General features: G+C 73.4%; 15 protein-coding genes and 1 pseudogene. 6 read left to right on the top strand and 10 right to left on the bottom strand.

The window, feature by feature from the left end; translation table 11 throughout:
* The first annotated feature begins 111 nt into the window (after positions 1 to 111).
* A complete protein-coding gene (locus ACIHAA_RS30300) occupies positions 112 to 636 on the top strand; it encodes a GtrA family protein (protein ID WP_399822764.1) in 525 nt (174 codons plus the stop codon).
* Positions 633 to 2,192 carry a hypothetical protein gene (locus ACIHAA_RS30305; RefSeq protein WP_399822766.1) on the top strand — a complete coding sequence of 520 codons (1,560 nt, stop codon included), beginning with the start codon at positions 633 to 635 and terminating at the stop codon, positions 2,190 to 2,192. Before ACIHAA_RS30300 ends, ACIHAA_RS30305 begins: the two co-directional genes overlap by 4 nt.
* 156 nt (positions 2,193 to 2,348) lie before the next feature.
* Here ACIHAA_RS30305 and ACIHAA_RS30310 read toward each other — a convergent pair whose 3' ends face one another.
* Both ACIHAA_RS30310 and ACIHAA_RS30315 read right to left on the bottom strand, forming a co-directional pair.
* A complete protein-coding gene (locus tag ACIHAA_RS30310) occupies positions 2,349 to 3,194 on the bottom strand; it encodes an ABC transporter ATP-binding protein (RefSeq protein WP_399822767.1) in 846 nt (281 codons plus the stop codon).
* Positions 3,187 to 4,101, bottom strand: a complete 915-nt coding sequence (locus ACIHAA_RS30315) for an ABC transporter permease (protein WP_399822769.1) — start codon at positions 4,099 to 4,101, stop codon at positions 3,187 to 3,189. The genes ACIHAA_RS30310 and ACIHAA_RS30315 overlap by 8 nt, the downstream gene beginning before the upstream one ends.
* 249 nt (positions 4,102 to 4,350) lie before the next feature.
* Here ACIHAA_RS30315 and ACIHAA_RS30320 point away from each other — a divergent pair, with 249 nt between their 5' ends.
* Positions 4,351 to 4,989, top strand: coding sequence for a TetR/AcrR family transcriptional regulator (locus ACIHAA_RS30320; protein WP_399822771.1), 639 nt, complete (start codon positions 4,351 to 4,353; stop codon positions 4,987 to 4,989).
* 81 nt (positions 4,990 to 5,070) lie between these two features.
* On the opposite strand, the pseudogene ACIHAA_RS30325 reads toward ACIHAA_RS30320, so the two are convergent.
* Together ACIHAA_RS30325 and ACIHAA_RS30330 are read right to left on the bottom strand one after the other, a co-directional pair.
* Positions 5,071 to 5,998 (bottom strand): annotated as a pseudogene (locus ACIHAA_RS30325) (ADP-ribosylglycohydrolase family protein).
* Positions 5,999 to 6,078: 80 nt separating this feature from the next.
* Positions 6,079 to 6,684: a TetR/AcrR family transcriptional regulator gene (locus ACIHAA_RS30330; RefSeq protein WP_399822773.1), complete on the bottom strand. Its 606-nt coding sequence runs from the start codon at positions 6,682 to 6,684 to the stop codon at positions 6,079 to 6,081.
* 100 nt (positions 6,685 to 6,784) lie between these two features.
* Here ACIHAA_RS30330 and ACIHAA_RS30335 point away from each other — a divergent pair, with 100 nt between their 5' ends.
* Positions 6,785 to 7,723, top strand: coding sequence for an oxidoreductase (locus ACIHAA_RS30335; protein ID WP_399822775.1), 939 nt, complete (start codon positions 6,785 to 6,787; stop codon positions 7,721 to 7,723).
* A 48-nt stretch (positions 7,724 to 7,771) separates the two neighbouring features.
* Here ACIHAA_RS30335 and galE read toward each other — a convergent pair whose 3' ends face one another.
* From galE to ACIHAA_RS30350, 3 genes are read right to left on the bottom strand one after another with little or no spacing between them, the layout of a single operon-like run.
* Entirely contained in the window at positions 7,772 to 8,752 is a 981-nt protein-coding gene (gene galE / locus ACIHAA_RS30340) for a UDP-glucose 4-epimerase GalE (protein WP_399822777.1), read from the bottom strand.
* A gap of 26 nt (positions 8,753 to 8,778) precedes the next feature.
* Positions 8,779 to 10,380 carry a glycosyltransferase gene (locus ACIHAA_RS30345; protein ID WP_399822837.1) on the bottom strand — a complete coding sequence of 534 codons (1,602 nt, stop codon included), beginning with the start codon at positions 10,378 to 10,380 and terminating at the stop codon, positions 8,779 to 8,781.
* Between the two features lie 55 nt (positions 10,381 to 10,435).
* Positions 10,436 to 11,740 (bottom strand): glycosyltransferase 87 family protein, encoded by a 1,305-nt coding sequence (locus ACIHAA_RS30350; RefSeq protein WP_399822839.1) that lies wholly within the window; start codon positions 11,738 to 11,740, stop codon positions 10,436 to 10,438.
* A gap of 128 nt (positions 11,741 to 11,868) precedes the next feature.
* On the opposite strand from ACIHAA_RS30350, the gene ACIHAA_RS30355 reads away from it, so the two are divergent.
* The gene (locus ACIHAA_RS30355; RefSeq protein WP_399822779.1) at positions 11,869 to 13,644 is read left to right on the top strand and encodes a hypothetical protein; all 1,776 of its coding nucleotides are present in this window, start codon (positions 11,869 to 11,871) and stop codon (positions 13,642 to 13,644) included.
* Here ACIHAA_RS30355 and ACIHAA_RS30360 read toward each other — a convergent pair.
* Positions 13,556 to 14,068 carry a MarR family winged helix-turn-helix transcriptional regulator gene (locus ACIHAA_RS30360; protein WP_399822780.1) on the bottom strand — a complete coding sequence of 171 codons (513 nt, stop codon included), beginning with the start codon at positions 14,066 to 14,068 and terminating at the stop codon, positions 13,556 to 13,558. The genes ACIHAA_RS30355 and ACIHAA_RS30360 overlap by 89 nt on opposite strands.
* Before the next feature lie 129 nt (positions 14,069 to 14,197).
* Between ACIHAA_RS30360 and ACIHAA_RS30365 the strand changes: the two genes are divergently transcribed.
* A complete protein-coding gene (locus ACIHAA_RS30365; protein ID WP_399822782.1) occupies positions 14,198 to 14,611 on the top strand; it encodes an organic hydroperoxide resistance protein in 414 nt (137 codons plus the stop codon).
* Positions 14,612 to 14,809: 198 nt separating this feature from the next.
* Here the strand turns inward: ACIHAA_RS30365 and ACIHAA_RS30370 are convergent, their stop codons facing one another.
* Both ACIHAA_RS30370 and ACIHAA_RS30375 read right to left on the bottom strand, forming a co-directional pair.
* Positions 14,810 to 17,023, bottom strand: a complete 2,214-nt coding sequence (locus ACIHAA_RS30370; RefSeq protein WP_399822784.1) for a CDP-glycerol glycerophosphotransferase family protein — start codon at positions 17,021 to 17,023, stop codon at positions 14,810 to 14,812.
* A gap of 4 nt (positions 17,024 to 17,027) precedes the next feature.
* Positions 17,028 to 19,220: a CDP-glycerol glycerophosphotransferase family protein gene (locus ACIHAA_RS30375; RefSeq protein ID WP_399822786.1), complete on the bottom strand. Its 2,193-nt coding sequence runs from the start codon at positions 19,218 to 19,220 to the stop codon at positions 17,028 to 17,030.
* Positions 19,221 to 19,321 lie beyond the last annotated feature (101 nt).

A 19,321-nucleotide genomic window follows, 5' to 3' on the forward strand; every position in this document is an offset into this window, starting at 1 on the left:
TCTTGTCAAGACCTAGGGGAAATACGGCGATCGATTTACCCGCGCTCGCTAAACACGTCATTTGGACTAGGTTTGGCGTGATCGTCCGACGAGTGTGGAGGACCCCTTCCCGTGACTGTGAACCTCTCCGAGCCGCTGCCGCAGGTCGTCGGCCCGGCAGCCGAGACCGTTGTCGCCGCCCCCGCGCCCGCCGTCGCACCGGCGCTGGCGCGGGCCCGGCACATCGCGGTCGAGGTGGCCAAGTTCGGGGTCGTCGGCGGCAGCGGTGTCGCGGTCAACTTCCTCGTCTTCAACGCCCTGCTGCACGGCCTGGGCTGGGCGCCCATGACGGCGACGGTGCTCGCCAGCGTCATCGCCATGGGCACCAACTACCTCGGCTTCCGCTTCTTCGCCTACCGGGACCGCGCCTCGCGCACCCGTCGGCAGATCATGCTGTTCTTCGTCTTCAGCGGGCTCGGCGTGGTGATGGAGAGCGTGCTCTTCTACGCCGGTTACCACAGCCTGGGCATGGACGGCCCGTTCGGCTCCAACGCCGCCAAGGCGCTGTCGATCGTGCTGGCCTCGGCGTTCCGATTCCTGGTGTACCGGACCTGGGTGTTCCAGCAGGAGGCGAAGCAGGGCCCTGTCGCCCGATGAGTGTCACCACCGGGAACACCGGCGGAACCCGGGGGCCCGGCAGACGGCTCACCGGACCCGGAGGGCCCCTCGCGGCCGTCCGCACCCCGCGCGGCGCCGCGGGCACCGCCCTCTGGGCGGCCGTAACCCTGTTCGTGGTCCTGATGCTGCTGGTGATCGTGCGGCTGCCCTGGGCGGGTGACCTCGGTATGCACGCGGCCACCGTGGAGCGGCTGCGGCACCGGCTGCTGGACCCCGGCAACCCCCTGGTCGACGAGAACACCCCGAGCCCGTACTACTCGCCGTGGACCGTCTTCCTCGGCGTGCTCGCCCGGCTCACCGGGCTGTCCGTCTGGGCCGTGCTGCGCATCGGTGCCCTGTTCGGCCTGACCCTGCTGGTGACGGGCGTATGGCGATACGTCCGCGAGCTGACCGACCGCCGGTCGGCGCCGCCGCTCGCCCTGCTCTGCCTGGTGCTGCTGTGGGGCTCCCAGGTGTTCAACTGGAGCGGCTTCATCGGCCTCAACTCCCTGGCGCTGACGGTGGCCTACCCGAGCGCGCTCGCGCTGGGGCTCGCCTTCCACTTCTGGGCCCTGCTGACCCGGGCCCTGAAGGGCGAACCCGCGGGGTGGGGCGTCTTCCTCGGACTCGGTGCGCTGTGGGCGGTGATCCTGCTCTGCCATCAGTTCACCGGTGTGGTGGCCACGCTGGGCGCGCTCGGGACGCTGGCCGGTGCCCGCGCCGGGCGCCGGGCCTGGCTCCGGCTCGGCACCGGGATCCTGCTCGGCGTGCTGGTCCTCGCGCTGTGGCCGTACTACGACTTCTTCGCGCTGTTCGGCGCGGGCGGTCTGGAGGCCATCCACCGGCCGTTGTACCAGCACCTGTTGACGCGGTTCGGTCTGGTCCTGCTCGGGGTGGCGGCGCTCGGTGTGCGGGCGCGCCGCGATCCGCGGGACCCGCTGGTGGTGTTCTTCCTGCTCGGCGTGGCGGTGTTCGCGGCGGGCGGGCTGACCGGCCACTACTCCTGGGGTCGGGCGCTGCCCGCCGTACTGGTCCCGGCGCAGCTCGCGGCGGCCGTCGAGGTGGCCGGCGCGACACGCGGCGCGCTGCGGAACGCGGGGGCGGCCCTGCTGGCGGCCGCGCTCACCTTCGGCGCCTGGGCGCAGGCGGGGGTACTCGGCTACGCGGTGGGGCGGCACGCGCTGCCCGCGCCGGTCGCCGCCAAGTACCGGCCGCCCTGGACCGGTTACCACTGGATCACCCCGTGGGTGCGGTACGGGGACGTGGTGATGGCGCCCGTGTTCCCCGCCCGGCAGGTCCCGGCGTACGGCGCGTACACCGTGGCGCCGGGCTACCCGGACTTCTTCCTGCCGGACGAGGCGAAGCGGAACGCGGCGGTGCGGACGTACTTCGCGGCCGGGTCGACGCGGAGCGCGCAGCTGGAGGTGCTGCGCTCCTACCAGGTGCGGTGGGTGGTGCAGCGCCCGTCGGACGGCGGACTGAAGCCCGGCGACCCGGGGCTGCGCCGCGTCGCCTCGGGGCCCGCGGGCCAGGTGCTGTACGCGGTGGTGCGCTGAGCGGGCGGCGGCGGACGGGCGGCGGACGGGCGAGTGAGGGGGGGCGGACCACCTGGTCCGCCCCCCCCTCATCATTCGTCGCCCGTGCCGTCCGGCAGCGGTACCGCCGTCGTCCGGGGGGCCGCCGCCGTCGCGCGCCGTCCGCGGACGGAACAACTACTGCGCGGGCGCCTTTGCCTTCGGCTGGGGCGCCGGTTCCGGGTCCTTCTTGTCCCGGCCGCCCGTGAAGTCCTCGTAAGCCTCCAGGACTTCCTCGGTCGGGCCGTCCATGCGCAGCACTCCGCGCTCCAGCCACAGCACCCGGTCGCAGGTGTCCCGGATCGACTTGTTGTTGTGGCTGACCAGGAAGACGGTGCCCGCGCTCTGGCGCAGCTCGCGGATGCGCTCCTCGGACCGCCGCTGGAAGGAGCGGTCGCCGGTGGCGAGGGCCTCGTCGATCAGAAGGACGTCGTGGTCCTTGGCGGCGGCGATGGAGAAGCGCAGCCGGGCGGCCATACCGGAGGAGTAGGTCCGCATGGGCAGCGTGATGAAGTCGCCCTTCTCGTTGATGCCGGAGAAGTCGACGATGCCCTCGTAGCGCTCCCTGATCTGCTCCCGGGACATGCCCATGGCGAGGCCGCCGAGGTAGACGTTCCGCTCGCCGGTGAGGTCGTTCATCAGGGCCGCGTTCACACCGAGCAGGGAGGGCTGGCCGTTGGTGTAGATCTTGCCGTTCTCGACGGGCAGCAGTCCGGCGACGGCCTTGAGCAGCGTCGACTTTCCGGAGCCGTTGGTGCCGATCAGGCCGATGGCCTCGCCCTTGTAGGCGGTGAAGGACACGTTCTTGACGGCGTGCACCCGGCGGACGCCCGCCGCCTTCTCCGCCTGCTGGCGGCGCATGATGCGGTTGAGCGCGGCGGTCGCGGAGCCGCGGCCGGCCCCCGTGCCGTTGACGCGGTAGACGATGTCGACGCCGTCGCAGATGACGGTGGGGATGTTCGAGTCGCTGATCGGATTAGCCACGGCCGTACGTCTCCTCAGCCTTCCAGAAGTAGATGAAGCCGCCGATGCCGACGATCACGGCCCAGGCGATCGCCGCCGCCCAGACGTGGTGGGGCAGCTGGTGCGCGTGGAAGCTGTCGATCAGCGCGAAGCGCATGAGGTCGATGTAGACGGCGGCCGGGTTGGTCTCCAGGGCGACGGTGACCAGGTGCGGCAGGTGGTCCGCCTTGGTGAGCCGGTCGATGCTCCACATGACGCCCGAGACGTACATCCAGGTGCGCAGGATGAACGGCATCAGCTGGGCGATGTCCGGGGTCTTCGCGCCCATCCGGGCCATGATCAGCGACATGCCGGCGTTGAACATGAACTGGAGGACCAGCGCGGGGATCGCCAGCACCCAGGAGACCGCCACCGGCACGCCGAAGCAGAGCAGGATGACGACCAGGGCGGCCATCGAGAACAGCAGCTGCTGGAGCTGCTGGATGCAGAAGGAGACGGGGAGCGCGGCACGCGGGAAGTGCAGGGCACGGACGAGGCCCAGGTTCCCGGAGATCGCGCGGGTGCCCGCCATGATCGAGCTCTGGGTGAACGTCCAGACGAACACACCCGTGACCAGGAACGGGATGTAGTCCGGGACGCCGTGCTTGGTGCCCAGCAGCACACCGAAGGTGAAGTAGTACACCGCCGCGTTCAGCAGGGGCGTCATGATCTGCCACACCTGGCCGAGCTTCGCCTCGCTGTACTGGGCGGTGAGCTTGGCGGTGGCGAACGCCGAGATGAAGTGGCGTCGCGCCCACAGCTGGCGGACGTACTCGGGCAGTGTCGGGCGTGCACCGCTGACCGTGAGGCCGTGCCGGGCGGCGAGCTGTTCCGGGGTCTCGGCCGCTTCGGCTGCCGTGGGGGGCGGTGTGTGGAGGACCTGGCTCACATCCGCTGCTTTCGCTCGGGGGGTCGGTTGCGCGAACGGGTCCGCAGTCTTCCGCCGCGATGTCCCGACTGGGGGGCTCGGCCCGGCTTTTCTCATCTTTCTTGCCCGGGTCTTGCCTCGCGTGGCGGGATTTTTGCCGCCCTTGGGACTTTGGACTCCTGCTCTTTACGTCGGGACGGGACCGTATCGTCGTAACGTGAGCGTAAGCCGTTTTGACGTCGGAACGCAACCGTTTCGACGTCACGCCCTATGCTGGTCCGCATGACCACGAACGCCGACACTCCCCAGGTGAAACGGCGCCGCAGGGCGCCCGCGGGTGCGGCCGTACTGCGCGAGGACGTGACCGAGGCCATTCGAGTGGCCGTCTTCGAGGAGCTGGCGGCCGTCGGCTACGCCCGGATGTCCATCGAGGGCATCGCGCGCCGGGCCGGCGTCGGCAAAACGGCGGTGTACCGCCGGTGGCGCTCCAAGCTGCACCTGGTGCTCGACCTGGTCTCGGCTGTCGCGGTCCAGGGCCTCCCGGCTCCCGACACGGGATCCCTGGAGGCGGATCTGCGTCTGCTGTACGAGGTGATGTCGCGCGCCCTGCGCCACCCGGTCGCCGGGCAGATCATCCCGGACCTCCAGGCGGAGGCGGCCCGCAACCCGGAGATCGCGGACGCCATGCAGAAGGCGCTGCGGGAGGGCCAGCAGAGCGTGGCCAGCGGCATCGTCGCGGCGGCCGCCGCCCGCGGCGAGATCCGCCCCGACATCGACCAGGAGCTGGCCCTCGACCTGATCTCCGGCCCCCTGTACTGGCGCGCGGCCGTCGTACGGGGCCCGAAGCTGCCGAAGGGCTATCTGGCGGGCCTGGCCCGCGCCACGGCGGGGGCACTGAAGGCGCTGTAGAGCCCGGGGGTCTTGGGGTTCTCTGGGACCGGGACAGGGCGCGGCCCGACGGCCGGGACGGTGTGCTCGGGCGGGGATCGCTCAGGACGGGGTGACCGTCGGGGACACCAGCCGTCGGGCCAGTTCGGTGAGGTGGGGCGTGCGCAGGATCCGGGCGCCGAAGCCCGGCAGGGGCACATGGAGAACGTCCGTCCAGCGCTCGGGGATGGCCTCCGGCCCGTGCACCGCCCCGGCCAGGGCGCCGGTCACCGCCGCGACCGTGTCCGTGTCACCGCCCAGATCGATGGCGGCGCGCACGGCCTCCTCGTACGACGTCGTGGTCCGCAGTGCCCAGACGGCGGAGCCGAGACAGGGCCAGACCGCGCCGTTGAACTCCGTGGCCCGGTCCGGATGCCAGTCCGGGGCCAGGACGGTCGCATAGCGGGCGCGGTGTCCGGGGTGGACGGCCGCGAGGGCCTCCGGGAGGGCGGCGAGGGGGTCCTCCCCGGCCAGCGCCACGCGCATCAGTTCGTGGAAGAGCGCGGTGCCCTCCCAGGCCGCGCGGTCCCCATGGGTGAGTGCGGCGATCCTGCGGGCGGCATCCATGGTGGCCCGCCGCCCCAGGGGCGCGAAGTGGACCGCCGAGGTGGTCGCGCGCATCAACGCGCCGTTTCCCGCGGCCCGTTGGTTCACCTGGAAGTGCAGTGCGGCGGCGAGGTCCCACGGGTCGCCGCCGGTGAGGACGGCCTCGGTCGCCAGGCCGATGTCCTTGGGGTCCGCCGCCGCCCACCGCCGGAACCGCTCGAAGACGTCCGGGAGCCGGAGCCCGCCGCACTCGGCGAGCGACTCCCCGAGGAGCACCGCCAGCTGCGTGTCGTCGGTCGCCTCGCCCGGGTCCCAGCCGCCGCCCCCGCACATCTCCCCGCCGTTGCCCCGGCCGGGGGAAGCGGGCGGAGAACGCCCCCTCCGGGCCGAACTCGAAGGGCGCGCCCAGCGCGTCGCCCACGGCGGAGCCGAGGACGGCGGCGATCGCGCGGTCGAAGGGGCGGGCCGCGTCCGCGGAGTGCGCTTCGGTCGTCGGGGCAGCGTACGGGTGTCCCGCGGCCGGTCTCAGGCTCTTTTCTCCGGTGCGCAGCCGTGGAGGACGTAGGTGATCAGGTCGTCCAGGCCGTGGGCGCGGATCTCCGCGGGGAGGGAGCCGCTCGCGGCGAGGGTGGCGTAGCCGTGCAGGGTGGAGAAGACACCGATGCCCACGCGCTCCAGGGGGCCTTCGCGGACCTCGCCGCGCCGCTGGCCCTCGGCGATCAGGCTCAGGGTGCGCTCCGTCCACCGCTGGGAGGCGGCGAGCAGGGCCTCGGACGCCTCGGGGGTGTGCTTGATGGAGTACATCAGGTCGAGCAGTTCCGCGTTGGCGGTGGCGAAGTCGACGTAGGCGTGCGCGGTGGCCCTCAGCCGGTCGGCGAACGGCTCGCCCGCCTCCTGGAGTGACGCCCTCATCCGCTCGTCGAGCCGGTCGAAGCCGGTCAGTGCCAGGGCGTCGAGCAGCGCCTGCTTGTCCTTGAAGTGGCGGCTCGGTGCGGCGTGGCTGACCTCCAGCTCGCGCGCGAGTTCCCGGAGGGACAGGGCGCCCGGGCCCTTCTCCCGGAGGGTCTCCTCCGCGCGGTCGAGCAGGGCGGCGCGGAGGTCTCCGTGGTGGTAGCGGCGGCGCGTGTGCATGCGGGGCATTCTAGCGGCGATGTGAACGGCGCCTACATTGTGGACGGTGTCACCTTTGTTGTCATTGACAGCATTGTTGTCGACGCCTACATTGAGGGACATGACGAAGAAGCAGAAGCCGCGTAAATGGGATGAGACGGATATAGGCGATCAGGCGGGTCGTACCGCCGTGGTCACGGGAGGCAACAGCGGGATAGGTCTCGCGGCCGCCGGTGCGCTGGCCCGGGCGGGCGCCCATGTGGTGCTCGCCGTGCGGGACGAGCGGCGCGGCGCGGCGGCCGCCGAGACCATCCGCGGTGCGCGGGGGCGCGTCGAGGTGCGCCGGCTGGACCTCGCCGACCTCTCCTCGGTACGGGAGTTCGCCGCGCGCTGGCAGGGCGACCTGGACCTGCTCATCAACAACGCCGGTGTGATGAACGTGCCCGAAGCCGCCACCAAGGACGGCTTCGAGCTTCAGTTCGGCACCAACCACCTCGGGCACTTCGCCCTCACCAACCTGCTGCTGCCCCAGGTCACGGACCGCGTGGTGACCGTCTCCTCGGGCGCGCACCGCCTCCCGGTCGGCATGCACATCCACTTCGACAATCTGAATCTGACCGGCGAGTACGCGCCGATGGTGGCGTACGGGCAGTCCAAGCTCGCCAATCTGCTCTTCACCCTGGAACTCCAGCGCCGCCTGACGGAGTCCGGCTCACCGGTGCGCGCCCTCGCCGCCCACCCCGGCTGGGCCGCGACCAACCTCCAGAGCCATGACGCCAGTGCCCTGCGCCGGGCGGCGATGCTGGCGGGCAACCGGTTCCTGGCCCAGGACGACCGGGCGGGCGCCCGGCCGACCCTCTACGCCGCCCTCCGGGAGCTGCCCGGCGCGAGCTACGTCGGCCCGGACGGACCCGGCGAGATGCGGGGCGCGCCCACCCTGGTCGGCCGCTCCCACGCGGCCAGCGACCCCGTCTCGGCCCGCCGCCTGTGGACGGTCTCGGAGGAGCTGACCGGTGTCGTCTTCCCGCAGCTCCCGGACCGTACGAGGACCGCGGCCTGAGGCGCGGTGCCAGGGCCCGCGAGCCCGGCCTGATCCAAACGAGAGGCCCTAACTCCGGGCCGCCCCCGGATGCCTGCGGACCCAGCCCTCCCAGGCGGAGGCGATCATGTCCGTCACGTCGTGCTTCGCGGTCCAGCCCAGTTGTTCGGCGGCGCGGTCGGCCGAGGCGACGACCCGGGCGGGGTCGCCGGGGCGGCGCGGGGTGACGGCCGGTGGGATGTCGTAGCCCGTGATCGCGTTGATGCGGTCGATCATCTCGCGCACCGAGACGCCCTCCCCACGGCCGATGTTGAGGGTGAGGCCGGTGCCGGGGGCCGCCCGGAGCGCGCGGGCCGCCGCCACATGGGCCTCCGCGAGGTCGGCCACATGGATGTAGTCGCGGACGCAGGTGCCGTCGGGGGTCGCGTAGTCGTCGCCGAAGATGCGCGGGGCCGCGCCCTCGGTCAGCCGTTCGAAGATCATGGGGACGAGGTTGAAGACACCGGTGTCGGCCAGTTCCGGTGCCGCCGCTCCCGCGACATTGAAGTAGCGCAGGGACGCCGTCGCGAGGCCGCTGGCGCGGTGGGTCGCGCGGACCAGCCACTCACCCGCCAGCTTGGTCTCGCCGTACGGCGACATCGGCACGCACGGCGTGTCCTCCGTCACCAGATCGACGTCCGGCATGCCGTACACCGCGGCGGAGGAGGAGAACACGAACGAGGGAACCCCCGCGTCCGTCACCGCCTCCAGCAGGACCCGCAGGCCCTCCACGTTCTCCCGGTAGTAGTGCAGCGGCAGTTCCACCGACTCGCCGACCTGCTTCTTGGCCGCGAGGTGCACCACCCCGCGCACCGCGTGCTCCGCCAGCACCCGGCGCAGCAGCGCCGCGTCCAGGGTGGAGCCCCGCACCAGCGGTACGTCGGCGGGTACGCGCTCGGCGATGCCCGTGGACAGGTCGTCGTACACCACGGCGCGTTCGCCCGCCCCGGTCATCGCGCGGACGACATGCGCCCCGATGTACCCGGCGCCGCCGGTGATCAGCCACGTCATGAGCTGCCCTTCCTTCCTCCGACGCGTCAGGTCCAGTGAAGCAGGCGCCGGAGTCTGCGGCCCGCGACCGCCGCCGTGCCGCGCAGGCCCGGTGCCACCCGCAGGGCCAGCGCCCCGGAGTGCGTCGCGTAGGGCTGCACCAGCAGGATCCCGTGCCGGGCGCTCGGCACCGCGCGGCGGGCCAGCAGTCCGGGGCCCGCCAGGGCGTGGGCGGTGGTGTCGCGGCTGGTGCCGTCGTCGAAGCGGAGGGTCAGCCGAAGGTCCCAGGTCCCGGCGCCGAGCGCGGCCAGGTCCACGGGCGCCTCGGCCGTCCAGCCGCCGGACGCCGTGTCCGGCCGGAGCGCGGCGGTGGCGGCGAGTCCCACCCGGGCGTCGCCCTCCCGCCGTACGAACTCCACGTCCACCCGGTGCGGCCGCGCGTTCTCCACCCGTCCGTACAGCTCGTGCAGGCGCAGCCGCAGCCGGGTGCCGTGCGCGCGGGGCCGCAGCTCCGCGTCGACGGCGAGCGGGAGGTGGCGCAGGGGCCGGTGCAGCAGATGTTCGAGCCGGACCTGCGGCAGATCCGCCGCCCAGAGCGGGGTGCCGTCCTCGGCCCGTGCGTAGGGCGGGGCCAGCCGCGCCGGGCGGGCCGCCAGCTCCTTGATCCGGTGCAGATCGCGGGGCTCCTCGGCGGCGAGCACCACCTGTGCCACGACCCGCCCCGGCACGGACGCCTGCGCCAGGTCGGCGGCGTCGAAGTCCGCCAGATACGCCCGGGTGAGCGCCCACCACCGGCGGCGGTACTCGGCGTCGTGCAGCGGGAGTTCCCGCGCGTACATCCGCAGGCCCCGGTCCAGGAAGGTGGCGCGAGCCGCCCGGGCGAGCCGCTTCTCCCCGGCGCCGAGCAGGATCTCGTGGGCCTGGCGGGAGGCCTCGATCCGGGCCTGCCAGTTGTCGACCCCGGCGCGGTCGAGGGAGATCGACAGCCGCCGTGCCGCCCGGCGCACCTGCCAGATGTACACGGTCTCCGGCACCAGGGCGATGTCCGGACCCGCGGCCAGCACCCGCGCGGTGAACACGAAGTCCTCGTAGGGGAAGCGGCCCTCGGGGAAGCGGATGCCGTGCTCCCGCAGGAAGTCGGTGCGGTACAGCTTGTTGACGCACAGGGTGTCGTGCGCCAGCCGGGGGCGCCGGGAGGGGTGGGAGACCAGCGCGGGCCGCTCGTACAGCTCCGGCTCCCAGGGGACCTCCCGGCCCGAGGGCAGTTCGCGGCGCACGCACAGGCCCGCGGCGACCGGGGTCCCGTGCGCGACGGCCGCCATCAGCAGGGCGTCCACCGCGCCGGGCGGCAGGATGTCGTCGCTGTCCAGGAACATCAGATACGGGGCGGTCGCCGCGTCGATCCCGTCGTTGCGGGGGGTGCCGCAGCCGCCGCTGTTGACGGTCCTGCGCACCACCTTCACCCGCGGGTCCTCGGCCGCGAGGGCGTCGAGGAGCGCGGGGCTGCCGTCCGCCGAGCAGTCGTCGACCGCGATCACCTCGCGGACGATCCCGCCCTGTGCCAGGGCCGAGCGCACCGCGACGGTGACATGCGCGGCGTCGTCGTAGCCGATGACGACGACGCCGACCTGTCCATCGTGAGGGTGCATCGATTCCACGAACCCGGAGCGTAGGCAGACCTGGTAATGATCCGTTAAGAGTGACTTAACCGTGCGTGGGGAAAAGTGCGGGGATCCGGTCGGGATCCCCCGGCGGGACGTCCTCGGTCCGCCGAGGGGCGGGGCGTCCGGAGCGCCACAGCCGGACGAAGGACAGGATCGCGGCGAGGGCCAGCAGCCCGTTGCGTACGACCATGAGCAGACAGCCCGTCCAGGTGCAGTTGATGACATCCGCGTAGAGGGCCGGGTACTCCATCGTGCTCACCGCGCTCGCGGCCAGGACGAGCGGGGCCACCGCCCGCTGGGTGGTGTGCCGCGAGGTCAGGCAGACCGCGCTCAGCCCGATCAGCCACACCATGTACTGGGGACTGATCACCCGGCTGGTCACCGTGAACAGCAGCACCGCCGCCAGGGCCGCGTCGAAGGGCGTCGCGGGCGTCCAGTGGCGGGCCCGCACCCGCCACAGCACCAGCAGCGCGAAGGCCACCGCGGTCAGCACCAGCGAAGCGGTGGCGACCGTGTGCACATGCGGGCCGACGAATTCCACGGCCCCGTACTGGTAGCGGGTGCGCCCCGGCCAGCCCGCCCGGCGCGCGAGCATCAGCGCCGTGCCGCCCAGCGACTCGATCTGCACGCCCCGGCCGCCCTGCTGGCGCAGGAAGTCCAGCGGGTTGCGGAACAGCGCCACCAGCAGGGCGAGCAGGGTGACCGCGGTGACCGCGGCCGCCGTCCACGCCTGCCGGGTGCCGCGGCCGCGCGGGGTGCCGAGCAGCGCCAGGGCCGGCCAGACCTTCACCAGGGCGCCCAGGGCCGCGAACGCGCCGCCCACCCGGGGGAGCCGGGACAGCGTCAGCAGCGAGATCACCGCGAAGGCGGTGACCTGGACGTCGTACCGGGCCAGCGGAATGTGCAGCAGCAGGGGCAGGCCCGCCGTCCACAGGACCGCGCCCCGCAGCGAGCGGCCCGGGCGGCTGCCCGCCACGGCGAGGGCGAGGGTGATGACGGCGTCGGTGAGCAGGGTGAGGGCGACGAACGCCTGAAAGTAGGTCAGGCCCGGCAGCAGCGCGGGTGACAGCAGGACCGCGCCCGCGCCCGGGGGGTACTGCCACAGCTGGTCGCCCGAGGGGAACGCGCCGTGCGAGAGGACGCCGTACCAGTGGAAGTACAGTCTCCACACCTCGCGGGCCACTCCGCCCCGGCCGAGCAGCGGGTACTGGTCGTGCGCCAGCAGCCACAGCATCAGCGTCCGGGTGGCTAGCCAGCCGGTGGCGAGGAGAAGCAACCGAAGTGTCCTGCGGCCCCTCTTCCGGAACGGCGGTGGCGACGCAGGCGGGGGCGCGGGTGGCTCCATGGCACTCTTCAAGGCACTCATCAAGCCCGGATGGTAAGCCGCCCGGATGTCACGAGTGTGCAGATACGCCGTCAATACGCGGCAAAGGTTGGTTAATAGTACTAAGTCGGTACCTGTTGAATGCCCCCATGAGTCGCTCGGTGGTGAGGCATACGGAGCGCGCGGCCGTCCTGGTGCCCATGGGTGTCATGCTCGCGCTCGGGCTGTGGGGGCTGGACCGCGGCGGCATGTGGCGGGACGAGGCGGCCACCTTCGAGGTCGCGCGCCGCTCTCCCGCGCAGATCTGGCATCTGCTGCACCAGGTGGACGCGGTGCACGGCCTGTACTACCTGCTGATGCACGGGGTGCTGGCCGTCCACCCCGGTGAGGTGCTGCTGCGGCTGCCCTCGGTCTGCGGGGCGGTCGCGGCCACGGGACTGGTCGCCGCGCTGGGCGTCCGGCTGTGCCGCCCGCGCGCCGGACTGTGGGCGGGCCTGCTCTACGCGGTCACACCGATGGTCGGGCACTATGCGCAGGAGGGCCGCAGCTACGCGCTGGTCGCCGCCGGGGTCGCGGGCGCGACCCTGCTGCTGGTGCGGGCGGCCGGGGGCGCCGGATGGGGTCTCTACGCGGCCGTCCTCGCCGTCACCTGTGTGCTGCACGAGTTCGCGGTCCTGGTGCTGCTCGCCCATGCCTGCACGCTGGCCCTCGCCCGGGTGCCGGGAAGGGTGTGGCGGGGGTGGGCGTGCGCGGCGGGTGCCGCGGTGCTGGTGCTGCTGCCCCTGGCGCTGGTGTCACGGGGGCAGTCGGCACAGGTGGCGTGGCTGGCGCGGCCCGACTGGCACAGCGCGGAGCGGCTGCTGCGGGAGTTCGCGGGGCCGTCGCGGGCGGTGCTGGTGCCGTATCTCCTGCTGATGGCGGCCGCGGTGGGCGCGCCCGGTGCCCGGCGGGGACTCTCGCCCAGCACGGTGGCACTGCCGCTGCTGCTGGTCCCGCCGGTGGTCCTGATGGCGGTGTCCCGCCTCACCCCGCTCTACGACGACCGCTATGTGCTGTACGCGCTGGCCGGTGCGCCCCTGCTGGCCGCGGCGGGGGCGGAGCGGGTGGCGGGCTGGGTGTCGTCCGTCCGCCGGGGCGGGGGTGGCCGCCCGGCTCTGCTCCCGCCGCCGGATGAACTCCCGTGCCCCGGCGGGGGGATCGCCTGCGGGGCCCCGCTCCCGGTGCCGCGTCCGCAGGTGCCGGGTGGTGCCGGGGTGGCGCTGCGGGAGCGGCCCCCGCTCCCCGCGTCCGGCGGGCTCCCGGTCCCGCGGCGGCCCGCGCCGGTCCGGCGGCACGCCGGGGCGCTGACCGGGGCGGCCCTCGTCTGTACGGCGCTGGTGGTGCAGCTTCCCGCGCTGGAGGCCGACCGGAAGGCCGCCAACCGGCCCGACGACCTCGCCGCCGTCGCCGCCGCCGTGAGCCGCGCGGTGCGGCCCGGGGACCCGGTGCTGTTCCTGCCCTCGCTGGAGCGGCGGTCGGCGCTGGCCTATCCCGCCGGGTTCCGGGGTGTCCGGGACGTGGCGCTCGCGGTGCCCGCGCCCGTCGACGGCACCCTCTACGGCCGGGAGACCGGCCCCCGAGAACTGCGGCGGCGGCTCGACGGGCTGGACCGGGTCTGGGTGGTCGGCGGACGGTTCGCGCTACGGCCCTCCTGGACCCCCGGGGACGCCACCGAAGCGGCCAAACTCGCGGTACTGAAGGAGGAGTTCATCACCCGGGAGAAGTACGTGTCCCGCGGCGTCACCCTTCGCCTCTATGTGCGGCGCCAGGCGCGGCAGGGCGGGCGTCCCGGCGGGGCTACGGAGTCTCCTCCAGGGTCGCCGGGTTCAGCGCCGCCGAGTCCAGGGCCCGGGTCAGACGGTCCAGGCGGTCCCGCAGATCGTTGATCTCCGCCAGGTCGAAGCCCGTCGCCGCGCCGATCCGGCGGGGCACCAGCAGGGCCCGCTCCCGCAGCGCCGAACCGTCCTCGGTGAGGCGGACCCGTACGGACCGCTCGTCCGCGGTGCTGCGCTCGCGCCGCACCAGACCCGCCGCCTCCAGCCGCTTCAGCAGCGGCGACAGGGTCCCGGAGTCCAGCCGCAGATGCTCGCCGAGCTTCTTCACCCCCAGTTCGCCCCGCTCCCACAGCACCAGCATCACCAGGTACTGGGGGTAGGTGAGCCCCAGCTCCTTGAGGACGACCCGGTAGACGCCGTTGAAGGCGCGGGAGGCGGCGTGCAGCGAGAAGCAGATCTGGCGGTCGAGGCGCAGATACTCGTCGGCCGCTGCGTCCTCGGGAGCCTGGGTGCCAGGGGTCGGCGTGGTGGTCATGGCTCCAGGGTAACGCCCGGCGCGGCATTGAGTTGTGCACAATTGAATTGCGTGCTCTAATGGTGTCCGCAAGGCGGTCCGGACGGCACGACCGGCCGCCGGACGAGACTTCGAGAGGGATGGTTTTCCATGGACGCGCTCTACACCGCCGTAGCCACCGCCACCCACGGCCGCGACGGGCGCGCCGTCAGCTCCGACGGCAAGCTCGACCTCCAGCTGGCCGTTCCGGCGGAGATGGGCGGCGGCGGCCAGGGCACCAACCCCGAGCAGCTGTTCGCCGCCGGATACGCCGCCTGCTTCGCCAGCGCGCTCGGCCTCGTCGGCCGCCAGGCCAAGGTCGACGTCAGCGACGCCGCGGTGACCGGCGAGGTGAGCATCGGCAAGCAGGGCGAGGGCTTCGGGCTCGCGGTCACGCTGCGCGTCGAGCTGCCGGACTCGGTGGACCAGGAGACCGGCCGCAAGCTGGTCGAGCAGGCCCACCAGGTCTGCCCCTACTCCAACGCCACCCGGGGCAACATCCCGGTCGAGCTGGTCGTCGAGTAACCCTCGGCCCGCTCCCGCCGTCGGGAGCCCGGTCCGCCGCCGACCGCGGACCGGACTCCCGAGCGGACCCGCGCCCGGCCCCGGTGAGGCACCTCCCGGCGCCGGGCCCGCCTGCGTGCCGGACGCCACGCGGCGCGCTCCGAGCCGGGCACGTCCGTGCGCCCCGGCGCCCTACCGCGCCCCGGCGCCCAGGGGCGGTCAGTGCCCCCGTGCCACCCCCGCCGTCCCGCGCTCGCCCGTCGCCGGGGCCGGGATCGAGATCCGGGTGTCCGGCTCGCCCAGCAGCAGGGTGCGTACCACCCGCCGGGCCGCCTGGCCGTCCTCGAACTCGCAGTACCGTGCCCGGAATCCGGCCCGCCGCCGCGCCGACTCCGCGTCACGCCAGGCCCCCGAGGCGAACAGCTCGCTCAACTCCCGCTGGGAGTGGGTGACATGGCCCGGCGCGTCCGCCGTGATGTCGAGATACGTGCCCCGGGCCGCCGTGAAGGTGTCCCAGTCGTCGGCGTGCACCACGATCGGCCGGTCCAGCGTGGCGTAGTCGAACATCAGGGACGAGTAGTCCGTGACCAGGGCGTCCGAGGCGAGCATCACCTCCTCGGCCCGTGGCTCGTCGGTGGCGTCCACCAACACCCCGCGCCGGTGCAGTTCGGCCAGGCCCAGGGCGCGGGCCGGGCCCTGCGCGAGCGAGGGGTGCAGCCGGACGACCAGGGTGCGGTCCGGGCCCAGGTCCGCGGCGAACCGGGCCAGGTCGAGGCGTTCGGTGTGGCCGCCCCGGACATGGTCCCGGCGGGTCGGCGCGTAGAGCACCACCGTGGAGTCCCCGGGGATGCCGTGCCGCGCCCGGAAGGCGGCGCCGTCCCCGGGCCGCGCGCCGACGAGGACGTCGTTGCGGGGGCTGCCGGTGCGCACCGAGGCGAAGCGGCAGGGGTAGGCGCGCTCCCAGGCCAGCTCCGCGTGGCGGCTGGCGACCAGGCTGTAGTCCCAGCGGTCGGCGCGGCGCAGCATCCCCGGCACGTCCACCCCGTACCGGGCGCCCGGCCGGTCCAGCAGATCGGCGCCCTGGTACTTCAGCGGGGCGCCCCGGTGGGTGTGGACATGGACGCTGCCGGGCCGCTTCACCAGCGAGCCGGGCCAGTTGACGTTGTTGACGAAGTACATGGCCCGCGCGGTGAGCCGGTGGTAGTCCAGGGTGCCCGGCAGCACGTACTCGATGTCCGGCGGAAGGTGCTCCACCTGGTCCTGGCGTACGACCCACACGCCCCGGATGTGCGGGGCGAGTTCGCGGGCCGCGCGGTAGACGGCGGCCGGGTCGCCGAGGACGCCCCGGTGGGTGAACGCCGAGTAGACCGCCAGCTCCGGGTCCAGCGGCCGCAGTGCGTGTGCCCCGGCCCAGCCCCGCTTGACGCGCCCGGACGCCGCAGCCCGGGCCCGCTTCCGCTGCCGCCCCAGCGTCCGGCGGAGCGCGGCGGCCCGCTCCCGGGCCCGGTAGCCCGCGTAGCCGCCCTGGAGCACCCGCAGTTGCGCCGGGACCGGTTCGTCGGTGCGGTACCTGCGGAACAGTTCGGCGGTGCGGTCGAAGAACTCGCCCTTGTCGGACGGGGGCAGCCGGTCCGGTTTGGCGAGGATGTCCAGGCAGTGCTCGCCCATCTTGCGGTGCAGGAAGGGCCGCCAGCGGGCCAGTTCGGGACGGGCGTCGACGTAGGCGAAGACCCGCTCGTACTGGTCGTGGATGTCGAAGTGCTTGCGGCTGGTGGTGGACAGGATGTTGCCCTGGCGGCGCTGCCGGTAGTTCAGGCAGATCCGGTCCAGGGCCGCGATCCGCCCGGCGCTCAGCAGCGCCGGGAACGTCCAGGGGGTGTCCTCGTAGTAGCCCGGCGGGAAGCTCAGGTTGTGCGCGGTGACGTAGCCCCGGCGGTAGACCTTGTTCCACACCACCATCAGCAGATCCAGGATCTCCGGGTGGTCCGCAGCCGTGAAGGTCCCCGCGCCCGCCTCCGCGAGCACCCGGGCCAGCACATTGCGGCGGGTGCCGCCCCACCAGTAGGTGCGGGCGTAGTCGAAGACCAGCACATCCGGGTCGCGGGTCTCCGCCAGCCGCTCGGCGATCGCGCCGAGCGCCCCCGGGGTGAGGGTGTCGTCGCTGTCGAGGAAGAACAGATAGTCCCCGGTGGCATACGGCATCCCGGCGTTACGGGCCCGGCCCAGGCCGACGTTCTCGGGCAGATGCAGCACCCGCAGGCGCGGGTCGCGCGCGGCGTACTCGTCGAGGATCGCTCCGCAGCCGTCGGGCGAGCAGTCGTCGACGGCGATCACCTCGAAGTCGTCGTACGACTGCCCGAGCACCGAGTCGAGGCACTCGCCGAGGAAGCCCTGCACCTTGAAGACGGGGACGATGACGCTGAAGCGGGGCACGGGGTCAGCTCCTCACCAGGGAGTGGGCCGGGGCGGGAACGCGCTCGGCCAGCGGGATCACGGGCGGGATCGACTCGGGCGGCTGGCCCAGCAGCACCCGGCGCACCACCCGTTCGGCGGCCAGCCCGTCGTCGAACGGGCAGAAGCGCTGCCGGAAGGCCGCGCGCAGGGCGGCGGCGGAGGCGTCCGCCCAGGTGCCGTCGCGGAAGAGGGCCGCCAGCTCCCCGGGGGTCCGCGCCACCCGGCCCGGCGGTTCCCGGAGCAGGTCGAGGTACACGCCCCGCACCTCCCGGTAGACGTCCCAGTCGTCCGCGAACACCACGATCGGCCGGTTGAGATTGGCGTAGTCGAACATGATCGAGGAGTAGTCCGTGATCAGCGCGTCGGCGGCGAGGCAGACGTCCTCCGCGGAGCGGTGCCCGGTGACGTCGATGATCCGGCCCTCGCGCCGGGCCCGGCCCCGGTCGTAGAAGTAGTGGGCGCGCAGCAGCACCACGTACTCGTCGCCGATCGCCTCGCAGAACGCCTCCAGGTCCAGCCGGGCGTCGAAGCCGCTGCTGTGGTCGCGGTGCGTGGGCGCGTACAGCAGGGCCGTCCTGCCCTCGGGGACGCCCAGGTCACGGCGGACGCGGGCCACGTCCTCGGCGGTCGCCGTGCAGTAGACGTCATTGCGCGGATAGCCGTATTCGAGGGTCTCGTACGAGCCGGGGAACGCCCGCTCCCACATCCGGGTGGAGTGCTGGTTGGAGGAGAGGCTGTAGTCCCAGCGGTCCACCCGCGCCAGCAGTTTGGCGAAGCTTCCGGAGGCGGCCGCCACCACCGGGTGCACGGACTGGTCGACGCCCATCTTCTTCAGCGGTGTGCCGTGCTGGGTCTGGAGGTGCACACTGCCGGGGCGCTTGACCACGGCGTCCGCGAAGTTGGCGTTGTTCACCAGGAAGCGGGCCCGGGCGAGCGCCTCCCAGGCGGCATGGCTGCCGAGCACCGCGTACTCCACGTCCTTCGGCAGGCTGTCCACGGCGTCCGGCTCCACCAGGAACACCTGCCGCAGGTGCGGGGCGAGTTCGCGGGCCTTGGCGTGGATCGCGGCCGGGTTGCAGGCGTAGCCGCGGCCCCAGTACGCGCAGTACACCGCGAGGTCGGGATCCAGCGGGCGGCGCAGGTGCAGGGCGTACCGGGCGCGGGTGCGCAGGGCCCGGGGCGCGGGCGCCTGCCGGGCGACCTGGGCCAGGCCCCGGTTGACGGCCCGCAGCGCCTGGAAGGCGTCATGGGCACCGGCCGCCAGCAGCCGGTGCTGCACCCCGGCGGCGCCCGCCGGAGGACGGAACCCGGCCGGGCGGTGGCGCCGGTACAGCCCGGCCGCCCGCCGGAAGAAGGCGCGCCGCAGCTCCGCGGGCAGCCGCTCCGGATGGGCGGCGGTGCTCAGCACAGCGGCGAAGAGCTGCTCGAACAGCGGCCGCAACCGCTCCTCGGGCAGCGGGAGTTCGGTGGCCCGGGTGAGGACCAGCTCCACCTGGTCGAGCAGTTCGAGCTGATGGGCGCCGGGGCTGTGCAGACGGCTGCCCTGGCGGCGCAGCAGATGCCGTACGCAGACCGAGCGCTGCACGGCCAGCCGCTCCGCGGCGAGGGTGACCAGACCGCCCCAGCCGATGTCGGTGAAGTGGCCCGCCGGGAAGGCGAGCCGGTGTCCGGTGACGAAGTCGCGGCGGTAGGCGGCGCTCCAGGCGGGTACGGACACCCCGGTCAGCTCCGGCGCGCCGCCCGGCGCGAACGCCCCCTCGGGCGCCGGGCCCAGCGGCGGCGCGGAGGTCCCGGCGTCCCACCAGTGGACCCGCTCGTGCCCGAAGAAGAGGACGTCGACCTCGCCGGTCGCGGCAAGGCGCGCGTCGAGCGCGGCCAGCGCCCCCGGCGTGAGGGTGTCGTCGCCGTCGAGGAACAGCAGATAGGTCCCGGTCGCCGCCGCCATCCCGGCCGTACGGGCCACACCCAGGCCGCCCGCGGGCGGCGAGCCGACCGGCACCACCCGGCCGTCCCGCTCGGCGTGGGCGGCGGCGACCGTGCCCGCGGGGGAGTCGGGGGCGTCGAGGACCGGGATCACCTCGATGTCGTCGAAGGACTGGCGCAGGACCGAGTCCAGCGCCTCGGACAGACGGCCGGCGACACCGAACGCGGGAACGATGATGCTGAAGCGGGGCATTCTGGTCTTTCTCTCGGGCCCCGGTGCCTGCGCCGGGGCCTGTGCGGGGTGGGGCGCCGGGTGGGTCAGCGCCCGGGCCGCCCGGCGGGACGCCAGGTGAA

Origin of the sequence: Streptomyces sp. NPDC052040 (assembly GCF_044548405.1) — a bacterium.
Taxonomy (GTDB): Bacteria; Actinomycetota; Actinomycetes; order Streptomycetales; family Streptomycetaceae; genus Streptomyces.